The 19,573-nt window shown below is 70.3% G+C and carries 19 protein-coding genes; 5 read left to right on the forward strand and 14 right to left on the reverse strand.

Annotation, left to right across the window (positions count from 1 at the left end; translation table 11 throughout):
* Nucleotides 1-151 precede the first annotated feature (151 nt).
* Nucleotides 152-1,039 carry an ATP-binding cassette domain-containing protein gene (locus ACWEIJ_RS36740; RefSeq protein WP_449841861.1) on the forward strand — a complete coding sequence of 296 codons (888 nt, stop codon included), beginning with the start codon at nucleotides 152-154 and terminating at the stop codon, nucleotides 1,037-1,039.
* Nucleotides 1,036-2,616, forward strand: coding sequence for an ABC transporter permease (locus tag ACWEIJ_RS36745; RefSeq protein WP_449841862.1), 1,581 nt, complete (start codon nucleotides 1,036-1,038; stop codon nucleotides 2,614-2,616). The genes ACWEIJ_RS36740 and ACWEIJ_RS36745 overlap by 4 nt, the downstream gene beginning before the upstream one ends.
* Here ACWEIJ_RS36745 and ACWEIJ_RS36750 read toward each other — a convergent pair.
* Nucleotides 2,613-3,626, reverse strand: coding sequence for an acetate/propionate family kinase (locus ACWEIJ_RS36750; protein ID WP_449841863.1), 1,014 nt, complete (start codon nucleotides 3,624-3,626; stop codon nucleotides 2,613-2,615). The two genes, ACWEIJ_RS36745 and ACWEIJ_RS36750, sit on opposite strands and share 4 nt — an antisense overlap.
* Nucleotides 3,623-5,941 (reverse strand): phosphoketolase family protein, encoded by a 2,319-nt coding sequence (locus ACWEIJ_RS36755; RefSeq protein WP_449841864.1) that lies wholly within the window; start codon nucleotides 5,939-5,941, stop codon nucleotides 3,623-3,625. The genes ACWEIJ_RS36750 and ACWEIJ_RS36755 overlap by 4 nt, the downstream gene beginning before the upstream one ends.
* Nucleotides 5,942-6,095: 154 nt before the next feature.
* Between ACWEIJ_RS36755 and ACWEIJ_RS36760 the strand changes: the two genes are divergently transcribed.
* A complete protein-coding gene (locus ACWEIJ_RS36760; protein ID WP_449841865.1) occupies nucleotides 6,096-6,398 on the forward strand; it encodes an HPF/RaiA family ribosome-associated protein in 303 nt (100 codons plus the stop codon).
* Here ACWEIJ_RS36760 and ACWEIJ_RS36765 read toward each other — a convergent pair.
* The 6 genes from ACWEIJ_RS36765 to ACWEIJ_RS36790 are packed head-to-tail and all read right to left on the reverse strand — an operon-like array spanning nucleotide 6,382 to nucleotide 11,167.
* Nucleotides 6,382-6,822, reverse strand: coding sequence for a hydrogenase maturation protease (locus tag ACWEIJ_RS36765; protein WP_449841866.1), 441 nt, complete (start codon nucleotides 6,820-6,822; stop codon nucleotides 6,382-6,384). The genes ACWEIJ_RS36760 and ACWEIJ_RS36765 overlap by 17 nt on opposite strands.
* Nucleotides 6,819-8,114: a Ni/Fe hydrogenase subunit alpha gene (locus tag ACWEIJ_RS36770; RefSeq protein WP_449841867.1), complete on the reverse strand. Its 1,296-nt coding sequence runs from the start codon at nucleotides 8,112-8,114 to the stop codon at nucleotides 6,819-6,821. Before ACWEIJ_RS36770 ends, ACWEIJ_RS36765 begins: the two co-directional genes overlap by 4 nt.
* On the reverse strand, nucleotides 8,111-8,848 hold the full coding sequence (locus ACWEIJ_RS36775; protein WP_449841868.1) for an NADH-quinone oxidoreductase subunit B family protein: 738 nt from the start codon (nucleotides 8,846-8,848) through the stop codon (nucleotides 8,111-8,113). Before ACWEIJ_RS36775 ends, ACWEIJ_RS36770 begins: the two co-directional genes overlap by 4 nt.
* On the reverse strand, nucleotides 8,848-9,633 hold the full coding sequence (locus tag ACWEIJ_RS36780; protein WP_449841869.1) for an FAD/NAD(P)-binding protein: 786 nt from the start codon (nucleotides 9,631-9,633) through the stop codon (nucleotides 8,848-8,850). Before ACWEIJ_RS36780 ends, ACWEIJ_RS36775 begins: the two co-directional genes overlap by 1 nt.
* Entirely contained in the window at nucleotides 9,630-10,091 is a 462-nt protein-coding gene (locus tag ACWEIJ_RS36785) for a Crp/Fnr family transcriptional regulator (RefSeq protein ID WP_449841870.1), read from the reverse strand. The genes ACWEIJ_RS36780 and ACWEIJ_RS36785 overlap by 4 nt, the downstream gene beginning before the upstream one ends.
* Entirely contained in the window at nucleotides 10,088-11,167 is a 1,080-nt protein-coding gene (locus ACWEIJ_RS36790; RefSeq protein ID WP_449841871.1) for a 4Fe-4S dicluster domain-containing protein, read from the reverse strand. The genes ACWEIJ_RS36785 and ACWEIJ_RS36790 overlap by 4 nt, the downstream gene beginning before the upstream one ends.
* A 134-nt stretch (nucleotides 11,168-11,301) precedes the next feature.
* On the opposite strand from ACWEIJ_RS36790, the gene ACWEIJ_RS36795 reads away from it, so the two are divergent.
* Nucleotides 11,302-11,712, forward strand: a complete 411-nt coding sequence (locus tag ACWEIJ_RS36795; protein WP_449841872.1) for an Hsp20/alpha crystallin family protein — start codon at nucleotides 11,302-11,304, stop codon at nucleotides 11,710-11,712.
* Nucleotides 11,713-11,734: 22 nt separating this feature from the next.
* On the opposite strand, the gene hypE is transcribed toward ACWEIJ_RS36795, so the two are convergent.
* From hypE to ACWEIJ_RS36825, 6 genes are all read right to left on the reverse strand, one after another.
* Entirely contained in the window at nucleotides 11,735-12,760 is a 1,026-nt protein-coding gene (hypE, locus tag ACWEIJ_RS36800) for a hydrogenase expression/formation protein HypE (RefSeq protein WP_449841873.1), read from the reverse strand.
* Nucleotides 12,757-13,854, reverse strand: coding sequence for a hydrogenase formation protein HypD (gene hypD / locus ACWEIJ_RS36805; protein ID WP_449841874.1), 1,098 nt, complete (start codon nucleotides 13,852-13,854; stop codon nucleotides 12,757-12,759). The genes hypE and hypD overlap by 4 nt, the downstream gene beginning before the upstream one ends.
* Nucleotides 13,851-14,096 (reverse strand): HypC/HybG/HupF family hydrogenase formation chaperone, encoded by a 246-nt coding sequence (locus ACWEIJ_RS36810; protein WP_449841875.1) that lies wholly within the window; start codon nucleotides 14,094-14,096, stop codon nucleotides 13,851-13,853. The genes hypD and ACWEIJ_RS36810 overlap by 4 nt, the downstream gene beginning before the upstream one ends.
* Complete coding sequence (gene hypF / locus ACWEIJ_RS36815) at nucleotides 14,096-16,288, reverse strand: carbamoyltransferase HypF (RefSeq protein ID WP_449841876.1); 2,193 nt, start codon at nucleotides 16,286-16,288, stop codon at nucleotides 14,096-14,098. The genes ACWEIJ_RS36810 and hypF overlap by 1 nt, the downstream gene beginning before the upstream one ends.
* Before the next feature lie 66 nt (nucleotides 16,289-16,354).
* Complete coding sequence (locus ACWEIJ_RS36820) at nucleotides 16,355-18,112, reverse strand: hypothetical protein (RefSeq protein ID WP_449841877.1); 1,758 nt, start codon at nucleotides 18,110-18,112, stop codon at nucleotides 16,355-16,357.
* Between the two features lie 10 nt (nucleotides 18,113-18,122).
* Nucleotides 18,123-18,548, reverse strand: coding sequence for a hypothetical protein (locus ACWEIJ_RS36825; protein WP_449841878.1), 426 nt, complete (start codon nucleotides 18,546-18,548; stop codon nucleotides 18,123-18,125).
* A gap of 96 nt (nucleotides 18,549-18,644) precedes the next feature.
* On the opposite strand from ACWEIJ_RS36825, the gene ACWEIJ_RS36830 reads away from it, so the two are divergent.
* Nucleotides 18,645-19,565, forward strand: a complete 921-nt coding sequence (locus tag ACWEIJ_RS36830; protein ID WP_449841879.1) for an MBL fold metallo-hydrolase — start codon at nucleotides 18,645-18,647, stop codon at nucleotides 19,563-19,565.
* Nucleotides 19,566-19,573 lie beyond the last annotated feature (8 nt).

The following is a 19,573-nucleotide window of genomic DNA, read 5'->3' on the forward strand; positions in this document are numbered from 1 at the left end:
GCTCCTGGAAGTTCGTTTCCTCCTGCCAGCGTCGGACCGGGCCGCGTGGCGTGACAGGGCCTCAAGTCCTCGGGCGGCAGGGACCAGGCCTCGGCCCCGGTGGTGTCCGAAGGCACTCGGGCGCGAGCGGCGGGCTCCCTACCGTCGAGCCATGACAGCAGTGATCTCCGTGTCCGGCCTGCGCAAGGCGTTCGGCCGGACGACCGCACTCGACGGTCTCGACCTGACCGTCCGCGCCGGTGAAGTGCACGGGTTCCTCGGGCCCAATGGCGCGGGCAAGACCACGACGCTGCGCATCCTGCTCGGGTTGCTGCGCGCCGACGCGGGCAGCGTCACGTTGCTCGGCGGCGACCCCTGGCGGGACACCGCGACGTTGCACCGGCGCCTGGCGTACGTGCCGGGGGACGTGACGCTCTGGCCTAACCTCACCGGTGGCGAGGTGATCGACCTGCTCGGCAGGCTGCGCGGCGGGCTGGACGCGCGCCGCCGCGCAGAGCTGCTCGACCGGTTCGAGCTCGACCCCACGAAGAAGGGAAGGGCCTACTCGTCGGGCAACCGGCAGAAGGTGGCGCTGGTCGCCGCACTGGCGTCGCGTGCCGAGCTGCTCGTCCTCGACGAGCCGACCGCGGGCCTCGACCCGTTGATGCAGGCCGTGTTCGAGGACTGCGTCGAGCAGGAGCGGCGGGAAGGCCGGACCGTGCTGCTCAGCAGCCACGTCCTCGCCGAGGTCGAGAAGGTCTGCGACCGCGTGAGCATCATCCGGCAGGGGAGAACCGTCGAGACCGGTTCCCTGCAGGAACTGCGGCACCTGACCCGTACCTCGATCACCGCCGACCTCGCGCAACCGCCGAACGGGCTGGCCGTGCTGCCCGGCGTGCACGAGTTCCACGCCGAGGGCACGCGTCTGCGCTGCCAGGCGGACACCGACCAGCTCGCCGAGGTTCTGCGGGCGTTGAGCGCACTCGGGGTGCGCAATCTCGTCTGCCAGCCACCCACTCTGGAGGAGCTGTTCCTGCGGCACTACGAGGTGACGGCGTGAACGGCACGTTGCAGTTGGTCCGGCTCGCGCTCCGCCGGGACCGCGTGCTGCTCCCGGCGTGGCTGAGCATGTTCGTGCTGCTGGCGGTCGGCTCCGCGGCCGCGACCAAGGGCATGTTCCCCAGCACTGAATCCGTTGTCGCCGCGGCGGACAGCATGAACGGCACACCTGCGCTCGTCGCCGTGTACGGACGGATCTACGACCCGACGTCGATCGGTGCGCTGGCGATGCTGAAGGCGCTGGCGACCGGAGCGATGATCCTTGCGGTTTTCTCCATCGTCATCGTCGTACGGCACACGCGCTCGGACGAGGAGTCTGGACGGCGTGAGCTGATCGGCGCCGGAGTGGTGGGCAGGCACGCTCCGCTCGCGGCCGCGCTCGCCGTCGCCGCCGGGGCGAACATCCTGCTGGGGCTGGTGACCTCACTCGGCCTGGCCGGCGCGGGCCTGCCGGTGGACGGCTCGTTCGTCTTCGGGCTGGCGTGGACGAGTGTCGGGCTCGCCTTCGCGGCGATCGCCGGGATCACCGCGCAGGTGGCCACGTCGACCCGTGGTGCGACCGGTCTCGCGGTGGCGGTGCTCGGCGTCGTGTTCGTGCTGAGAGCGGTGGGCGACACGGCGGGCGTGGCAGGACCGCGTTGGCTCTCGTGGCTGTCTCCGCTCGGGTGGGGCCAGCAGTTCCGTCCCTACGCGGGCAACAGGTGGTGGGTACTGCTGATCACCCTCGGTTTCGCGGTGACGGCTGCGGTTGTCGCGCACCTCCTGGCCGCCCGGCGTGACCTCAACGCGGGTCTGCTGCCGGATCGACCGGGACCGGCGACGGGAACGCTGCGCGGTGTCTTCGGGCTCGCGTGGCGGCTGCAACGCGGTTCGCTCCTCGGATGGGTCGTCGGGTTCGTGGTCTACGGCGTCCTCGTCGGAAGTGTCGCGGGCAGCATCGGCGACATGATCAGCAGCCCGCAGGCCGCGGAGCTGTTCAGGAAGCTCGGCGGCGACAACGCGTTGACCGACGCCGTGTTCGCCGCGATGTTCGGCTTCCTGGGGGTGATCGCCTCGGTGTACGGCCTCCAGACGGCGATGCGGCTGCACAGCGAGGAAACCGAACTGCGCGCCGAGTCGTTGCTCGCCACGCCCGTCACGAGACGGCGCTGGGCGGCGAGCCACGTCGTCATCGCGCTGGTGGGCACGGCCGTCCTGCTCGTCAGCGCCGGTCTGGCGGCCGGAACCGTGCACGCCGCCCAGGCCGGCGACCTGTCCGTCGTGGGCAAGGTGCTCGCCGGTGCGCTCGTGCAGATCCCCGCCACCTGGGTGCTCGTCGGGATCGCGGTCGCCGCGTACGGCCTCGCATCGCGGCTGGTCGTGGTCGGCTGGTCCTCGCTCGCGGTGTTCCTGCTGCTCGGCGAGCTCGGTCCGATGTTCGGCTTCGACCAGTGGCTGATGGATCTCTCGCCGTGGGCGCACCTGCCGAAGGTGCCGGGATCGGCCGTCACCGCGACTCCGCTGGTGTGGTTGCTCGCCATCGCCGCGGCAAGCCTGATCCTCGGGTTCGCGGGGTTGCGACGGCGGGACGTTGTCTAGCTGAACAGCATGGCGCGCGTCTGACCTGCGATCTCCAGGTCTTCGCGCGCCTCCACCACGAACACGTGGCTGATGCCGAGGAACGGCAGCCCGTTCACCACGTCCGCCCGCAGAACGGCGTCGTGTTCACCGACGCCGCCGGTGAACACGAGAACGTCGAGGCCGCCGAGAGAGGCGGCCATCGCGCTGACCGCCTGTCGCAGCCGATGCGCGTAGACCTCCAACGCCAGCGACGCGTGCTCGTCACCGTCCTCCGCGGCCCTGCGGACGTCTCGCATGTCGCCGGTCCCGCTCAGACCGGCGAGCCCGGAGTGGTGCTCGAGACCGTCCTCCAGCTCGTCGAGCGACAGCCCGGCCCGCAGCAACCACACCAGCAGGCCTGGATCCACATCGCCGCTGCGGGTCGCCATCACGAGCCCGGCGAGCGGTGTGAAGCCCATCGTGGTGTCCACCGAGCGTCCTCTGCGGACAGCCGCGAGCGACGCGCCGGCCCCCAGGTGGCAGCTGACCACGCGGGCGTCCGGCATCCCGGCCTGCTCGACGGCCTTCCGCGAGGCGTAAGCGTGCGAGAGTCCGTGGAATCCATACCGCCGCAGACCCCACTTCCGCCGCCACTGCGCTGGTAGCGCGTACGTGGCCGCGAAGGCGGGCATGGTCGCGTGGAAGGCCGTGTCGAAGCAGGCGACTTGAGGCACGTCGGTCAGCACAGCGGTGATCGCGTCGATGCCCGCCAGGGCGCGAGGCTGGTGCAGGGGCGCGAGACCGGTCAGCCGTTCAAGGGCGGAGCGCACGTTCGCGTCGATCCGCGCGGGGCCGGTGAACTCAGGGCCACCGTGCACAACACGGTGGCCGACTGCGTCGATCGCGGGAGCCTCGGCCAGGAAGTCCCGCAACGGCTCGGTGTCACCGGCCCAACGTTGGGCGTGCGACTCGGCGAGGACGGCGTCGTCCTCGCCGAGCACGCGCAGCTTCAGGCTGGACGAGCCCGCGTTGACCACCAGGACGTTCACTGCCAGGTCCAGTCACGCACTTCGGGCAGGTCCTCGCCGTGCTCGCGGATCCAGGCGTGGTGGCGGGTGCGCTGGTCCTGCATGAGCTGCCGCAGCCGCGCGGCCTTCGGTCCCAGTCCCGGGACGCGGTCGATCACGTCGATCACCAGGCGGTAGCGGTCCATGTCGTTGAGCACGAGCATGTCGAACGGCGTCGTGGTGGTGCCTTCCTCCTTGTAGCCGCGGACGTGGAGGTTGTGGTGGTTGGTGCGCCGGTACGTCAGCCGGTGGATGAGCCAGGGGTAGCCGTGGTAGGCGAAGATCACCGGCCGGTCCGCGGTGAACAGCGCGTCGAACTCGCGGTCCGGCATGCCGTGCGGGTGCTCGGTGTCCGGCTGCAGCCGCATGAGATCGACGACGTTCACGACACGCACCCGCAACGACGGCAGGTGCTGACGCAGCAACGACGTCGCCGCCAGCACCTCGACGGTCGGTGCGTCACCGGCGCAGGCCAGCACGACGTCGGGTTCGTCCTCGTCGTTGCTCGCCCACTCCCAGATGCCCGCGCCACGAGCGCAGTGCAACGCGGCTTCTTCCGCGGAGAGCCAGTCCGGGGTGTCGTTCTTGCCGGCGACGATGACGTTGACGTAGTCCTTGCTGCGCAGGCAGTGATCGGCGACGGAGAGCAGGGTGTTGGTGTCCGGCGGCAGGTAGACGCGGACGACCTCGGCCTTCTTGTTCATGACGTGGTCGATGAAGCCGGGGTCCTGGTGCGAGAAGCCGTTGTGGTCCTGGCGCCAGACGTGCGAGCTCAGCAGGTAGTTCAGCGACGCGATGGGCCTGCGCCAGTTCAGCTTCTTGTGCGACTTGAGCCACTTCGCGTGCTGGTTGAACATCGAGTCGACGATGTGGATGAACGCCTCGTAGCAGTTGAAGAGCCCGTGCCGGCCGCTCAGCAGGTATCCCTCCAGCATGCCCTGGCACAGGTGCTCGGACAGGACCTCGACGACCCTGCCGTGGTGGACGAGGTGCTCGTCGACCGGCAACGTCTCGGCCTGCCACTGCTTGCCGGTCACCTCGAACACCGCGTCGAGCCGGTTGGAGGCCGTCTCGTCCGGTCCGAAGATGCGGAAGCCGGAGGGGTTGAGGGTGATCACGTCCCGCAGCATCCGGCCGAGTGCCCTCGTCGGCTCGGACTGGGTGCTGCCCGGCTTGACGACCTCGACGGTGTGCGGGCGGATGCCGGGCATCCTGAGCTCTCGCAACAGCAGTCCGCCGTTCGCGTGCGGGGTCGCGCCCATCCGGTGGGCGCCGTCCGGAATCAGCCGGGACAGCTCGCCGCGCGGAGTTCCGCCGGCGTCGAAGAGCTCCTGCGGCAGGTAGCTGCGCAGCCACGACTCCAACAGCCGCAGGTGCTCGGGGTTGTCCCGCACCTCCGCCAGCGGAACCTGGTGGGCGCGCCAGGTGTTCTCGACCGGTACTCCATCCACTTCGGACGGACCGGTCCAGCCCTTCGGGCTGCGCAGCACGATCATCGGCCAGGACGGCCGATCGGTTCGCGTCTTGATCCGCGCGAGCTCGTCCACGACCTGGTCGAGCACGTCGGCCATGCGGGCGTGCATGGCTTCCGGCTCGTCACCCTCGACGTAATGCGGCGCGTAGCCGTACCCGCGCAGCAAGGCGTCGAGCTCGTCGTGCGGGATGCGGGACAGCAGGCTCGGGTTGGCGATCTTGTAGCCGTTGAGGTGCAGGATCGGCAACACCGCACCGTCGTGCATGGGGTCGAGGAACTTGTTGACGTGCCAGCTGGCCGCGAGCGGGCCGGTCTCCGCCTCTCCGTCACCGACCACGCACGCCACGATCAGCCCGGGGTTGTCGAACGCCGCGCCGAACGCGTGCGCCAGCGAGTAGCCCAGCTCACCACCCTCGTGGATCGAACCCGGCACCTCGGGCGCCACGTGGCTCGGCACGCCGCCGGGGAACGAGAACTGCCGGAACAACCTGCGCATGCCCTCCCCGTCGCGCGGCACATCCGGGTAGGTCTCGCTGTAGGTCCCCTCCAGCCACGTGTTCGCCAGCAGGGCGGGGCCACCGTGGCCGGGGCCGGTCACGAACATCATGTCGAGGTCGCGCTCGCGGATCACGCGGTTGAGGTGGGCGTAGACGAAGTTCAGACCCGGCGTGGTGCCCCAGTGGCCCAGCAACCGGGGCTTGATGTGCTCTGGCGCCAGCGGTTCGGTCAGCAGCGGGTTGTCCATCAGGTAGATCTGACCGGCCGACAGGTAGTTGGCGGCTCGCCAGTACGCGTCGACCAGCGACAGGTCGGCGTGGGACATGACGCACTCCTCTGCTCGATGTGCTTCCCACGGTGCTGACTGAACGGATCCAGGACCAGGGACCCAGGTCCCTCCGCACCCGGCTCCTTCGGACCTGTCGACCGGAGTTCCGCGGGAGCGAAAGTGCGGGTATCACTTCGCATGGAGGTTCACGATGAAGCACGCAGGCGCGACGGAGATCGGCAACGTCGCGATCGAGCTCGACGGCCGGATCGCCGCCGCGGCGAGGCAGTACGCGCACGACAAGATCGCTCCGCTGGCCCGCTACGCGCCCGAGCCGGCCCAGTTCGCTCACGTCCGGTTGACTCTTGCCGGTGCGCGCAGGATCGCGGTTCACGTGAACCTGGACGTCAACGGCACGCACATCGTTGCGAAGGCGGAGGCGCCCACGTTCACGGAGGCGGTGGACGCCGTCCACGACCACCTGCGTGGCCAGCTGCTCAAGATGCACAACTGAGGGTCAGCTCCGCCCGGACGGCGGCGGCGAGGGGAGCGACGGCCGCCGCGACCGCGGGACTCAGCCCGGTGCCGAAACCGACGTCGGCGACCTCGACGGCGTAGATCACGAGCCGCTCGGGCCGGCGGTCGAGCGCTTCCGCCAGCTCCACGGCCTCCGGCACGCCGAAGCCGTGGGAGCTGGCCACCGGAATGGTGTGCGGCAGCGTGGTGCGGTGCCAGCGACCGGGCACCGATGGCGTGCAGCGGACCGCGTCGACGATCACGACGACCTCGGCGCCGTCCCACGCCTCCATCAGCCGGACCGGGTCGCCGTCGTTGATCTCCGCGTGGACGCCAGACGTGGCGAGCGCTCGAGCCACGGCCGGACCGACGCCGTCGTCGCGGCGGAACTCGTTGCCGACCCCGATCACCACCGCGCTCATGCCGGTTCCCTGGTGAAGTCCAGGAAGTGCGCCGAGCAGGAGATGCACGGGTCGTAGTTGCGAATCGTCTGCTCGCACAACGACTGCAGCGCGTGGTCGTCGAGGTGTTGGTGCGATCGAACCACCTGTGTCACGTCCGCCTCGATCGCCGCCTGGTTCTGGGACGTGGGCGGCACGATGTCGGCGTTGAGGATCCGGCCTGCCCGATCGAGCTCGTAGCGGTGGTACAGCAGGCCGCGCGGCGCCTCCGTGACACCGTGCCCGACGCCGGCACGTGGAGTCACCTCGACCGCGGGTGAGCCGGGCCGCTCGTACGACTCGATGATCCGCAAGGCCTCCTCGACCGCGTACACGACCTCGACGGCCCGAACGACGATGCTGCGGAACGGGTTGCGGCAGACCGGGCCGAGCCCGACCGCCTCGGCGGCCTCCCGAGCGACGGGGGAGAGGCGGTCCGAGTTGAGGCTGTACCTGGCGAGGGGACCGACCAGGAACGTCCGGTCGTCCAGCCGCGCGTGCAGCGCGGTCGAGTGCGGCACCTGGTGCTCGACGACATGGCGGCCGAATTCGGCAACGGAAAAGGTGAGACCCGTGCTGACGTGCGGCTCGCCGCGGTCGAGCGGGTAGCCGTCGGCGTCGCGCAACGCCAGCAGGTCGTGCGGCACCTCGAGGTCGGGGAAGTCGAACCCGGCCACCCACTCCAGGGTGCCCAGCGCGTCGTACAGCGCCTGCCGCAACGTCCTGGCCAGCGGCCGCAGCTCGTCGGGCGCCGGAACGCGGTAGAAGCCGCCGACGCGGACGTTGACCGGGTGAATCGCGCGCCCGCCGACCAGGTCCATGATCTGGTTGCCCGCCTTCTTCAGCGCCAGCCCGCGTTCGACGACCGCACGGTGCGCGCCCGCCATGGCGATGCCGTCCGGGAAGCCGAGGAAGTCCGGTGCGTGCAGCAGGTAGATGTGCAGGGTGTGGCTGGAGATCCACTCGCCGCAGTAGAGCAGCCTGCGCAGTGCTCGCAGCTGACCGTCGACCCGCACGCCACACGCGTCCTCGATCGCCAGGCACGCGCTCATCTGGTAAGCCACCGGGCAGATGCCGCAGATGCGGGCGGTGATGTCGGGAGGTTCGCAGAAGTCCCTGCCGCGCAGGAAGGCCTCGAAGAACCGCGGCGGTTCGTAGATGTTCAGCTCGACGCGGTCGACCTCGCCGTCGACGGTGCGCACGTGCAGCGCGCCCTCGCCTTCGACCCGGGCCAGGCCGGCGACCTGCAGCGTCCGGTTCGCGCGATGGGTCATGTCCACTCCGCGTTGGCGTTGAAGGTGCGGAACACCAGGTGCAGCTCGTCGTCGCCCATGCCGCTGCGCTTGAGCAGCGGCACGAGCGCGGGGACGTTCGGCCGGTTCATCGGGCCGAAGCAGCCGTAACAGCCGCGGTTGACCGCGGGACACAACGCCCCGCAGCCGGCGTGGGTCACCGGGCCCAGGCACGGGGTGCCGTGCGCCACCATCACGCAGGTGAGGCCCCGCCGCTTGCAGTCCGTGCACACGCTCGTGTCGGGAAGGTCCGGCTTTCTCCCAGCCAGCAACGCGGTGAGCACCTCGATCAGCTGCCCCTTGTCGATGGGACAGCCGCGCAGTTCGTGGTCCACGGTGACGTGCGCGGAGATGGGCGTGGACGTCTGCAGTGCGGCGATGTGCTCGGGCCGGGCGTAGACGATCGAGCGGAACTCGTCGACGTCGGCGAAGTTCCGCAACGCCTGGATGCCGCCCGACGTCGCGCACGCGCCGACGACGAGCAGCACCGCGGACTGCTCCCTGATCCAGCGGATCCGCTCGGCCTCGTCCGGCGTGGTCACGGATCCCTCGACGATCGAGATGTCGTACGGGCCGGGCTCGCTGACGCTCGTGGCCTCCAGGAAGTGCGCGATCCGGACGTGCTCGGTCAGCGGCAGCAGCTCGTCCTCGCAGTCGAGCAGGGTGAGCTGGCAGCCGTCGCACGAGGTGAACTTCCACACGGCGATGGTCGGCATCACAACTCCTTCACCAGCAGCAGCGGTTCGGCCGTCGGGTAACCGGTGACCGGACCGTCGCGGCACAGCAGCAGCGGGCCGAGCTGGCAGTGCCCGCAGAGCCCGATGCCGCACTGCATGGTGCGCTCCAGCGACACCTGGATCCGTTCCGCGGGCACGCCCCGGCCGAGCAACGTCCTGGCGCAGAAGCGCATCATGGGTTCTGGGCCGCACAGCAGCGCGGTGGTGCGGTCGGGGTCGAGCGGGATGGACGCGAGAGGTTCGGTGACGAAACCGATGCGGCCGTGCCAGTCCTGGTCACCGCGGTCGACGGTGAGGATGGTGTCCACATCGGACCATTGGGCGATCTCGTCCTGGTACAGCAGGTCCTGCCGCGTCCTCGCGCCCACGACGAGCACGGTTCGCTTGCTCGGGCAGGAGAGCACGGGACGCAGCGGGGCGAGCCCGATGCCGCCCGCGACCACGAGCAGGTCCTCGACGCCGTCGAGCTGCCACGCCGTGCCGAACGGGCCGCGCACACCGATGACCGTGCCGGGTTCGGCGTCGTGCAGCGCCCGGCTCACCGCGCCCACCGCCCGGATCGTGTGCACGAGCGTGCCGTCGGCCGGGATCGCGCTGATGGAGATGGGCACCTCGCCGATGCCGTGCGCGTAGAGCATGGCGAACTGGCCAGGACGGAACGCGGGCAACGGCTTGGCGACCGGCCGCAGCGTCAGGGTTACCGAGTCGTGGGTCTCCACGGTGCGCATCGCGACCTCGTAGGGCGTCGGCACCCAGGTCGTCATGCGGGGTTCCGGTAGAGGTCGAGCAGCCGGATCCGAGTGGCCTGCAGGCGGTTCAGCAGCGCGTCGATCAGGATCAGGGAGAGCTGGTAACCCAGCGCGGGATCCTCGTCGGCGAGTGTGCGCAGCGCGCCGGTGTCCACGACGGCGGCCCGGGTGGGGGACACGACGGTCGCACCGAAGTGCCACCGGTACGGCGGCACGAGCCAGGACCAGCCGAGGAGCTCACCGGGTCCGATGCTCTGCAGGACCATCCGGCCCTGTGGCGGGACCACCGTGTCGATCATGACGCACCCGGACAGCACCACCCAGCACTGGTCGGCGAGCCCTCCCTCCTCGAACAGCCGGATGCCCGGCTCGTAGGTCTCGATCCGGCTGACCCCCGCGATCGCCGCGCGCTGCGTGTGCGACAGGTTGGTCAACAGGGGGAGTGCGTCGAGATCGGTCATGGGCATGGTCATGGTTGCTCACCTCCCGCTAGAGCGGCCGCTTCCTCGGTGATGTCGATCCCGGCCGGGCACCAGGCGATGCACCGTCCACAACCGACACATCCGGACGTGCCGAATTGGTCGTGCCACGTTCCCAGCTTGTGCGTCATCCACTGGCGATAGCGGGCCGCACCGGACGTGCGCACCGCACCACCGTGGAGGTAGGAGAAGTCGATCTCGAAGCACGAGGCCCAGCGCTGCGAACGTTCCGCGTTGCCGTCGAGGTCGGTGGCGTCCTCGACGGAGACGCAGAAGCAGGTGGGGCAGACCATCGTGCAGTTGCCGCAGGTGAGGCACCGTTCGGCCACGGCCTCCCAGTGCGCGGAGTCCCGGTTGGCGGCGAGGAGGTCGCGCAGGTCCAGTTCGGGCATCGTGCGGCCCATCTGCCCGGCGGCTGCCGCGAGGTCCTGTTCGGCGAGTGCGACGTCCTCCGGTGCCGCCGGACGCGCGGGCACACGAGCGAGAACAGCGGCACCGTCGCCGGTTCCGGAGGTGGCAAGGAATCGGTGACCTCTGGAATCGACCCGTTCCGTCAACGCGATGTCGTAGCCAGGGCCAGCCGCGGGGCCGCAGCCCATCGAGGTGCAGAAGCACAGCTCACCTGGTTCTGTGCACTGAGCGGCGACCACGAAGGGTGCTCTGCCTCCCACGACCTGACGGAGTTTGGCGATCGCGGCCAGGTCGCAGGGCCGCACACCGAGGAACGCGTAGTCCGGCGAGTCTTCCTCGGCGGAGTGGAATCCGGTGCTGTCACTGGAGACCAGCGTTCGGCGGGGTGGGTGCAGGAACCTCTTCCACGACTGCGGACCGGCCGAATGGCCGAAGACCGCGGCGTCCGGTCGCGCGCGCACCCGGTAGCGGCCGGGCCCTGTCTCGACACCCCATCCGCTCGGCAGGTCGGCGGCGGAGCTCACCTCGGCCAGCGTGATCGCGTCGTCGCGAAGGACGGGGCCGACCACCACGCGACCGTTCTCACGCAGCACGCCGATGAGCGCGTCGAGACCGCCGACGTCCAGCACGACCTCCATGCCCGCCACCTCCTGAGTCATCTCCCATGGTCATGGCCGGTCCGGTGCGGACCCAGGGACGAAGGACCCCTCAGGCGAGGCGCTTCGGTCCCTGTCCGTGCGATGAGCCCGGTGGTGGGCTGGAAGCGTTGCAGGGCAACAGGAAAGGAGACGACATGACCTCGCTGGCTCGCCGTCAGGCAAGCTCTCTGCTGCCCGACCTGTGGGAGATGTTCGACGCCACGTGGCCGTTCGGCACCCGGCACCCCATGCACATCGAGGACTTCGTCGAGGAAGGCGCCTACGTGGTCCGCGCGGAGTTGCCAGGCCTGGACGCTGCGAAGGACATCGACGTGAGCGCGACCGACGGCACCCTCACCATCACCGCCCAGCGGGAAGAGACGAAGAAGGAGCAGCACCGCTCCGAGTTCCGCTACGGCTCGTTCTCCCGGAGCGTGTCGCTGCCTCCGGGCGCGGACACTTCGAAGATCTCGGCCGAGTACAAGAAGGGCATCCTGGAGGTCCGTGTGCCGGTCGCCGCACCACCGGAGGAGCGCAAGATCCAGATCGACGTCCAGGAGGACTGAACATCTCAGGAGCTGCCCCGGATCAGCAGATCCGGGGCAGCTGCTCGCCCACCAGCACGTCCACCACGCGCGACGACCCGACCAGTGTGTGCGCGAGAACGCGGCCCGCCGCTCCGCGCGTCACCTCGCCGATGATCGCGGTCTCCGCACCCACCGGCAGCGCGCGCATCGCCTCCAGCACGGCGTCGACCGAGGCAGGTGCCACGAACGCCACCAGGCAGCCCTCGTTGGCCACGTGGAACGGATCCAGCCCGAGCAGGTCGCACGCGGCGGCGACAGGAGCGGGTACCGGCACGGCCGACTCGACGATCTCCACGCACACGCCGGAGGTGGCGGCGATCTCGTTCAGCGAGCCCGCGAGCCCTCCGCGGGTGGGGTCGCGCAGTGCGTGCACGTCCGCGCCGCCCGCGGCGATCATGGCGGCCACGAGCTCATGAAGCGGCTGGCTGTCGGAGGAGATCTCGGCCTCGAAACCGAGGTTCTCGCGGGCGCTGAGGATCGCGACCCCGTGCCGGCCGATCGGCCCCGACACCAGCACGATGTCACCGGGCGCGGCACTCGCCGCCGACGGCCACGCGTCGCGCAACCGCACGCCCACTCCGGTCGTGGTGAGGTAGAGGCCGTCGGCGGCACCTCGTCCGACGACCTTGGTGTCGCCGGTGACGATCGGGACGCCCACGGCACGAGCGGCGGCCGCGGCGGAGTGGGTGATGTCGCGCAGCTCGGAGATCGGCAGGCCCTCCTCGATGATGTAGGCGAGGCTCAGCGCGATCGGCCGGGCACCCCGCATCGCGAGGTCGTTCACGGTGCCGTGGACGGCGAGCGAGCCGATGTCGCCGCCGGGGAAGAACCTCGGCGTCACGACGTAGCTGTCCGTGCTGAACACCTGGTCCAGCCCGATCAGCGCGGCGTCCTCCAGCGGTCCGGTGAGGCCGAGCTCGGGCGTGATGACCTCGGCGAGCAGCTCGGCCATGAGTTGACCGCCGGAGCCGTGGCCGAGCAGGACGCGTTCGGTCTCCACGCGGGGGACAGGGCAGGAGAGGGTCATCGGTGCTCCAGGGTTCGGCCGGCGTTGAAGAACGCCGCGCAGGTGCCCTCGCTGGACACCATCGGTGCGCCCAGCGGCGTCCTCGGGGTGCAGGTGCGTCCGTAGGCGGCGCAGTCGGTTGGCACGCGGGTGCCGCGCAGGATGTCGCCCGCGATGCAGTCCGGCGACTCCCGCGTGACGAGGTCGCCGACCGCGAACCGGGTTTCGGCGTCGTAACGGGCGAACTCGGGGTTGAGCGCGAGGCCGCTGGCCTTGATCGGGCCGATGCCGCGCCAGGTCCGATCGGTCACCCGGAACACCCTGCGCAGCGCGTCCTGCGCCGCGGTGTTGCCGGACCGGCGTACCGCGCGGGCGTACTGGTTCTCGACCTCCGCGCGGCCCTGTTCGAGCTGCCGCACCGCCATCAGGATTCCTTCCAGCAGATCGAGCGGCTCGAACCCGGTCACCACGACCGGCACGCCGTACTTCTCGGCGATCGGTTCGTACTCGGTCCAGCCCATGACCGCGCAGACGTGGCCCGCGGCGAGGAACGCCTGCACCTGCGTGTCCGGGTCGTCCATCAGGGCGGTGATCGCGGGCGGTACGAGCACGTGGCTCACCAGGACGCTGAAGTTCGTCACGCCGGTCGAGGCGGCGTGCAGCACCGCCATCGCGTTGGCGGGCGCGGTCGTCTCGAAGCCGACGGCGAGGAACACGACCTCGCGGCCGAGGTTTTCCCGGGCGATCCGGACGGCGTCGAGTGGTGTGTAGACGATCCGCACGTCCGCGCCACGCGCCTTGAGTGCGAGCAGGTCGTCCGAAGTTCCCGGTACGCGCAGCATGTCGCCGTAGCTGGTGAAGATCACGTCCGGACGCGCGGCGATCGCGAGCGCCCTGTCGATGGTCTCCAGGGGTGTCACGCAGACCGGGCAGCCGGGGCCGTGGATCATGCGGATGCCGGCGGGCAGCAGTTCGTCGATGCCCTGCCGCACGATGGTGTGCGTCTGACCGCCGCAGACCTCCATGATCGTCCACGGCGTGGTGGCGGTCGCCCGCAGCTCGGCCAGCAGACGCCGGGCGAGCACGGGATCGCGGTACTCCTGCAGGTGTTTCACGCTCCGAGCTCCGTTTCGATCGCGTCCGGTATCGCCCGCAGCACGGCGAGCGTCCTGGCCGCCTCGTCCTCGTCCACCAGCGTGATCGCGAACCCGACATGCACGATCACGTAGTCGCCGACCTCCGCCTCCGGGGTGTAGGCGAGGCAGACCGGTCGGCGCAGCCCGTCGAAGTCGACGGTCCCCGACCGGGGTTCGGCGTCGTCCAGCGTCACGATCCGTCCCGGAATCCCCAGGCACATCAGCTGTCCCCTCCCGCCAGCAGGGCCGCCGCGACGGCGGCCTGTCCGTAGCTGATCCCGCCGTCGTTGACCGGCACGCGCTCGCCGACGAGCACCTGGAACTCGCCCAGCTCGCGCGTGACGGCGTCGACGAGCCTGCGGTTCTGGAACACCCCGCCGCCCAGGCACACGGTCCGCACCCCGCCCGCGACCTCCCGCACGAGCGCGGCGGTGACCTCGACGATGGTGGAGTGGAACCGAGCCGCGGCAACGCCCGTCGCGTCGCCACAGGTGACGAGGTCGCGCAGCGTGGGCACCGGGTCGTACACCCACATGCCGTCGCGGCGGTGCAGCGTCCAGTCGAACGACGGTCCGCGGTGACCGCCGGCCGCCGTCTCCAGCAGAACAGCCGCTTCACCCTCGTAGGAGTTCTCGTCGCACACGCCCAGCAACGCGGCGGCGGCGTCGAACAACCTGCCGGCGCTGGAGGCGAGCGGGCTGTTGACCTGCCGTTCGATCATGCGCCGCACGAGACTGGTCTCCGGCGTCGGCCGAAGGTCCGGAATGGACGGTGCGCCGAAGTCCTCGGCACCGTACAGGTAACCGAGCGCCATGCGGGACGGCCGCCGCACCGCGACCTCACCACCGGGCATCGGCGCGCGACCGAACCGTCCGACCCGCTGGTAGTCCCGGTAGGTGGCCAGGAAGATCTCGCCACCCCACAACGTGCCGTCGTCACCCAGCCCGAGACCGTCGTACGCGACACCGATGAACGGGCCTTGCACGCCGTGTTCCGCCGCCGTTGCCGCGACGTGCGCGTGGTGGTGCTGAACGGGAATCCGGCGCTCCGGCGACCACCGCTGCGCGTACCGGGTGGACAGGTAGCGCGGGTGCAGGTCGTGCGTGCAGTACTCCGCGGTCGTGCCCTGCCACCGGCACAACGTCTCCACGGTGCGCTCGAACGCCGAGAACGTGTCGGCGTTCTCCAGGTCACCGGTGTGCGGCCCGAGCACTGCTCGGTCGCCGACGGCGAGGGTAGTGGTGTGCTTGAGCTGTGCGCCCAGCGCCAGCACGGGAGCCGGTGCCGGCACGGGCAACGGCAGCGGGTCCGGCGCGAATCCCCTTGCCCTGCGCACCATCCGCCCGGCGCGGACGACCGAGTCGTCGTAGCGCGCGAGGATCGGCCTGGTGTGCGCGAGGACGCCGTCCACCAGCGGTCCCAGCTTTGCCTCGGCCTCTTCGTCGGAGATCGCGATCGGCTCGTCGGCCCGGTTGCCGCTGGTGACGACGAGGGGGCGGGCGAGATCGTGCATCAGGAGGTGGTGCAAGGGGCTGTAGGGCAGGAAGAGCCCGACGTCGAGCCCTCCGAGGCGCGACGGTGCCACGACGATCGGCGCGGCGGGGGACTGCAGCAGTCCGGCCGCCTGATCATCCACGAAGGACAGCAGGCGGGCTTCGGCGAGGTCGCGCACCATCACCGCCAACGGCTTACGCGGCCGGTGCTTGAGCTTGCGCAACCGGGCGACCGCGTCCTGGTCCGCGGCGTCGCAGATCAGCTGGTAGCCCCCGACCCCCTTGACGGCGACGATGCCGCCACGCTCGATCACCCTGGTGGCCGCGTGCAATGCCTCGTTGCCCAGGATGTCTCGCCAGCGCAGCCGAGGGCCGCACTCCGGGCACGCCACCGGCTCTGCGTGGAAGCGCCGATCCGCCGGATCGTGGTACTCGGCCTCGCACCACCTGCACAAGGGAAACCCGCGCATCGACGTGCGCTGCCGGTCGTACGGCAACGACTCCACGATCGTCGCCCGCGGTCCGCAGTCGGTGCAGTTGACGAACGGGTACCGGTAGCGCCGGTCGCCGGGGTCGAACAGCTCGGCCACGCAGGCGCCGCAGGTCGCGAGGTCGGGCACGACGGTGCGCGGCCCGGCCGCGAACCCGCTGCCCAGCACGACGAACCCGGCTTGCCCGACGTCCTCGTGCGGCGTGACGGTGATGCTGTCGACGCGAGCGTGGCGCGGCGCCCTCTCGTGCAAGGCCCGCCGGAACGCGCTGAGCGTGTCCGGCGGCCCGCACGCGGTGATCACGACGTGCCCGCCGACGTTGCGCACGTCGCCCCGGACACCGAGCTCGGTCGCGAGCCGCAGGACGTGCGGCCGGAATCCGACACCCTGCACAGCGCCGTGCACCTCGATGCGTTCACTCGTGATCACGTTTCTACCGCCCTTGCGATGGCCTGCCCCTGAACCTGGCAGCGGCGACGGGGCGTGATGAGGGGACTAGGTCCTGCGCGAGCCGGGACCATTGGGACCCCGGCGGGCGATCAGCACCAGACCGGTGCCGATGAGCAGGGTGAGCAGGCCGCTCAGCGCGAGCCGCGCGGCGCCGGTCCCGGTCGCGGCCAGGTGCGGCGTGCCGTTGGGCGGAGCGGTGTCCGGAGGCGGGCCACCGTCCGGTGGTGTGCCGCCTGGCGGAACGGCGTCAGGGTCTGGCTGGTCGGGTCCCGGCACCACGTAGATCGAGTGCCGGGGCGAGCCGTCTTCACCGGCCCGTACGGCGAATTCCGTGCCCCCGTAGGGCTGCCACGGTCCGACCACGCCGGAGTTGTAGAGGCCTGCCGGCACGTCGTAGAACGTGAAGCGCCCGCTGGCGTCGGTGACGGCCCGGACGACGAGCGCGTCGCTGATCGCGTCGCGCAGGTACACCTTCACGTCGGGCACCGGGTCCCCCCACGGTGGTTCGGTGGGGTTGTGGCCCCTCACCCGGATGAGCCCGCCGGTCACTCGGGGCGCCACGCCGCCCGGCACGCGCGCCAGCGCGGTGAGCGGGGTGCTGAGATTGCTGCCTCCGGCGCTGACCGTGCAGTAAAGACGAACGTAGCCCGTCGAGGCCACCTCATCGGTGATCGGCGCCATCGTCACGGTGAAGTCGCGTTTCTCGCCAGCGTGCAGAACGGCGCCTGGACCGCCCGGTGTCAGCTCTCCCTCGTCCGCACCGCCGCAGCCGGCGGTCAGATCGGTGAGCAGCACGGAGCTCGTGTTGTGCAACCTGAGGATCGCGCGAGGCGTGTCGCCTCTCCGATACGACTCCTGCGTGAAGGCCAACGACGCCTTGAGCCTGTCATCCGACAGCTCCGGTGTTGCCCGCAGGAGGACGTCGGGGTCGTCCACGCCGGTCACCGTTCCGTCCCAGCTCGGCACGTACCACCCGGAGTCGTACCAGTACACGGAGGTGTAGTAACTGCCGGTGGGCAGATTTCCGAAGACGACCACGCCGTTCGCGTCCGTGACCGCGGTGCGCTCGGTGTGGGGGAAACCGCCCGAGATGTGCACGCTGACACCGGCAAGTGCCTCGCCGGGATCCATCACCTGATCACCGTCGCGGTCCCCGTAGATGGTGGCGCGGAAGCTGCCGCGCGGAATGACGACCGGTACCGACGCGACCACCGTGTTGTCGTCGGGGTTGGCGTCGGGTTCACCGCTGGTCTGCCGGACGGTGACGACGAGGTGCACGGTCTCCTCGTCCGTGGAAAGCCTGCCGTAGGTGGTTGCTTCGACGGTTTGTCCCGGCTCGATGGTCACTCCGGAGGTGTCGAGCGGAGGCCACCAGGAGTTGTCCATGTTGCCCGTTGAAGTGACCACGACGTTGTTCGCGGTCGCGGTGCCCGCGTTCGTCACGGCGGCGTGGACGTAGATGACCTCGTCCGACCGGTACGAAGATTTGTCGAACCAGACCCGCAGCTGGAGGTCCGCCAGGTCCGCCGCCGGTGCGACGGGCGCGGCGGACGGCGGCGGCTCGGCGGTCGTCGGTGTGGTCGTCGTCGGTGCGGAGGTGGCGGCCGGGCTGGTCGGCGTGCTTTCCGGCGGACTCTTCTCGGCGGGCGTGGTCTCGGTGGGTGAGGCCTGCGTCGGGCTGGGCGCCGCCGTGGTGGTCTCGACCGGCGCCTGGTCGTCGGCCCACACCGGCCCGGTGGACGTGCCGAGGCACAGCACCGCGGTCAGCACCCCGGCTGCCGCTGATCTGAGCAATCGGGACATCACAAACCCCCTACACCGTCGAGTACGGTTCGTCGCGTTCGATCGAGCGCGACACCTCGGGCTTCTTCGCGTGTCCCCGACTCTGCTCGGCCAGTTCCTCCGCGAGGTGTTCCTGGCGTTCCTCTCCCCGGTAGCGGGTGAGCACCGCCATGGTGATCGCGTGGGCCACGGCCAGCAGGAGCAGCACCAGGCCGAGCTTGGTCACGGTCTTCTGCAGTGAGCCGTCGACGGGCAGGTCCACCGTGGAGATCAGGGCGACGAGCCCGAGCACGATCAGCGTGAACAAGGTGGAGGTGAGCCAGCTCGCGGCGACGCCGCTGCCGGGGCGCTCGTCGTCGCTGAGGTACTTGCGGCCGCTGATCGTGATGATCACCGCGTCGATGATCACCAGCAGCGTGCTGATGACGAGGAAGGCGATGTAGCTGTCGGTGTCCATGCCCACCAGCGTCGAGGCGGCGGTGCCGGCCTGGCCAGGGCCCTGGGTCCTGCCCCGCTACGGGCCTTTCGCCGGTCGGTCCGGGATGATGCGGCGGTGAGGTTGTGGTTGAGCCGCCCGGAGCTCGGGCGCTACGCGGCCCAGTCGGCCGGGTTCGGTGACGTGACCGCGTGGTTCCTCGGCACGAGCTCGGTGTTGCTCAGTGACGGGGACACGGCAGTGCTCACCGACGGTTTCGTCACGCGGCCAGGTCTGGCGCGGGTCGCGTTCGGCAGGATCGCTCCGGACCCCGACGTGGTCAGCCGGGCGGTCGAGCGCCTCGGCACGCCGCCGCTCGCCGCCGTTGTCTGCGTGCACTCCCACTACGATCACGCGTTGGACGCGCCGGTGTGGGCTTCGCTGACCGGAGCGGACCTGGTCGGCTCGGAGTCGACGGCCAACATCGGGCGCGGTCTCGGCGTGGCCGAACCGAGCCTGCGCGTCGTCGGCGAAGGCGACGTGCTCATCTACGGCCGGTTCGAGCTGGCGTTCGTCGAGTCCGAGCACAGTCCCGGCGACCGGTACCCCGGCACGGTGGACGCCGCGCTGGTGCCGCCACGCAGGAGTCAGGAGTGGCACACCGGCACCGTTTTTGCGGTCTTCGTCTCGCACCCGAGCGGGACGGTACTGGTGCACGCGAGTGCGGGTTTCCGGCCCGGCGCGCTGCACGGCAGACGTGCGGACGTGGTGTACCTGGGCGTGGGCACGCTGGGCAGGCAACCGGCCCGGTACGTCGAGGAGTACTGGGACGAGGTCGTGCGCGCGACCGGCGCCCACCGGGTGGTGCCGGTGCACTGGGACGACTTCTTCGTCTCGCTGGACAAGCCGCTGCGTCCGTTGCCCCGTCCGGCCGACGACCTGGACCTCACGATGCGTCGGCTGTCAGCTCTCGCGGCACGCGACGGCGTGGAGGTGCTGCTGCCGGTGGCGTGGCAGCCCACAGACCCGTTCGCGCACAGTGGCGTTTCACGACCGTAAAACGCATT

The organism is Lentzea sp. NPDC004789 (assembly GCF_053601075.1).

Bases quoted from the DNA above. Each gene is read 5' to 3' on its own strand.
- ACWEIJ_RS36740 (WP_449841861.1), top strand. From the start codon at position 152: ATGACAGCAGTGATCTCCGTGTCCGGCCTGCGCAAGGCGTTCGGCCGG.
- ACWEIJ_RS36820 (WP_449841877.1), bottom strand. From the start codon at position 18,112: ATGTCCCGATTGCTCAGATCAGCGGCAGCCGGGGTGCTGACCGCGGTG.
- ACWEIJ_RS36810 (WP_449841875.1), bottom strand. From the start codon at position 14,096: ATGTGCCTGGGGATTCCGGGACGGATCGTGACGCTGGACGACGCCGAA.
- hypE (WP_449841873.1), bottom strand. From the start codon at position 12,760: ATGACCCTCTCCTGCCCTGTCCCCCGCGTGGAGACCGAACGCGTCCTG.
- ACWEIJ_RS36770 (WP_449841867.1), bottom strand. From the start codon at position 8,114: ATGACCCATCGCGCGAACCGGACGCTGCAGGTCGCCGGCCTGGCCCGG.
- ACWEIJ_RS36795 (WP_449841872.1), top strand. From the start codon at position 11,302: ATGACCTCGCTGGCTCGCCGTCAGGCAAGCTCTCTGCTGCCCGACCTG.
- ACWEIJ_RS36790 (WP_449841871.1), bottom strand. From the start codon at position 11,167: ATGACTCAGGAGGTGGCGGGCATGGAGGTCGTGCTGGACGTCGGCGGT.
- ACWEIJ_RS36780 (WP_449841869.1), bottom strand. From the start codon at position 9,633: ATGACGACCTGGGTGCCGACGCCCTACGAGGTCGCGATGCGCACCGTG.
- ACWEIJ_RS36765 (WP_449841866.1), bottom strand. From the start codon at position 6,822: ATGAGCGCGGTGGTGATCGGGGTCGGCAACGAGTTCCGCCGCGACGAC.
- ACWEIJ_RS36760 (WP_449841865.1), top strand. From the start codon at position 6,096: ATGAAGCACGCAGGCGCGACGGAGATCGGCAACGTCGCGATCGAGCTC.
- ACWEIJ_RS36785 (WP_449841870.1), bottom strand. From the start codon at position 10,091: ATGACCATGCCCATGACCGATCTCGACGCACTCCCCCTGTTGACCAAC.
- ACWEIJ_RS36825 (WP_449841878.1), bottom strand. From the start codon at position 18,548: ATGGACACCGACAGCTACATCGCCTTCCTCGTCATCAGCACGCTGCTG.
- ACWEIJ_RS36755 (WP_449841864.1), bottom strand. From the start codon at position 5,941: ATGTCCCACGCCGACCTGTCGCTGGTCGACGCGTACTGGCGAGCCGCC.
- ACWEIJ_RS36775 (WP_449841868.1), bottom strand. From the start codon at position 8,848: ATGCCGACCATCGCCGTGTGGAAGTTCACCTCGTGCGACGGCTGCCAG.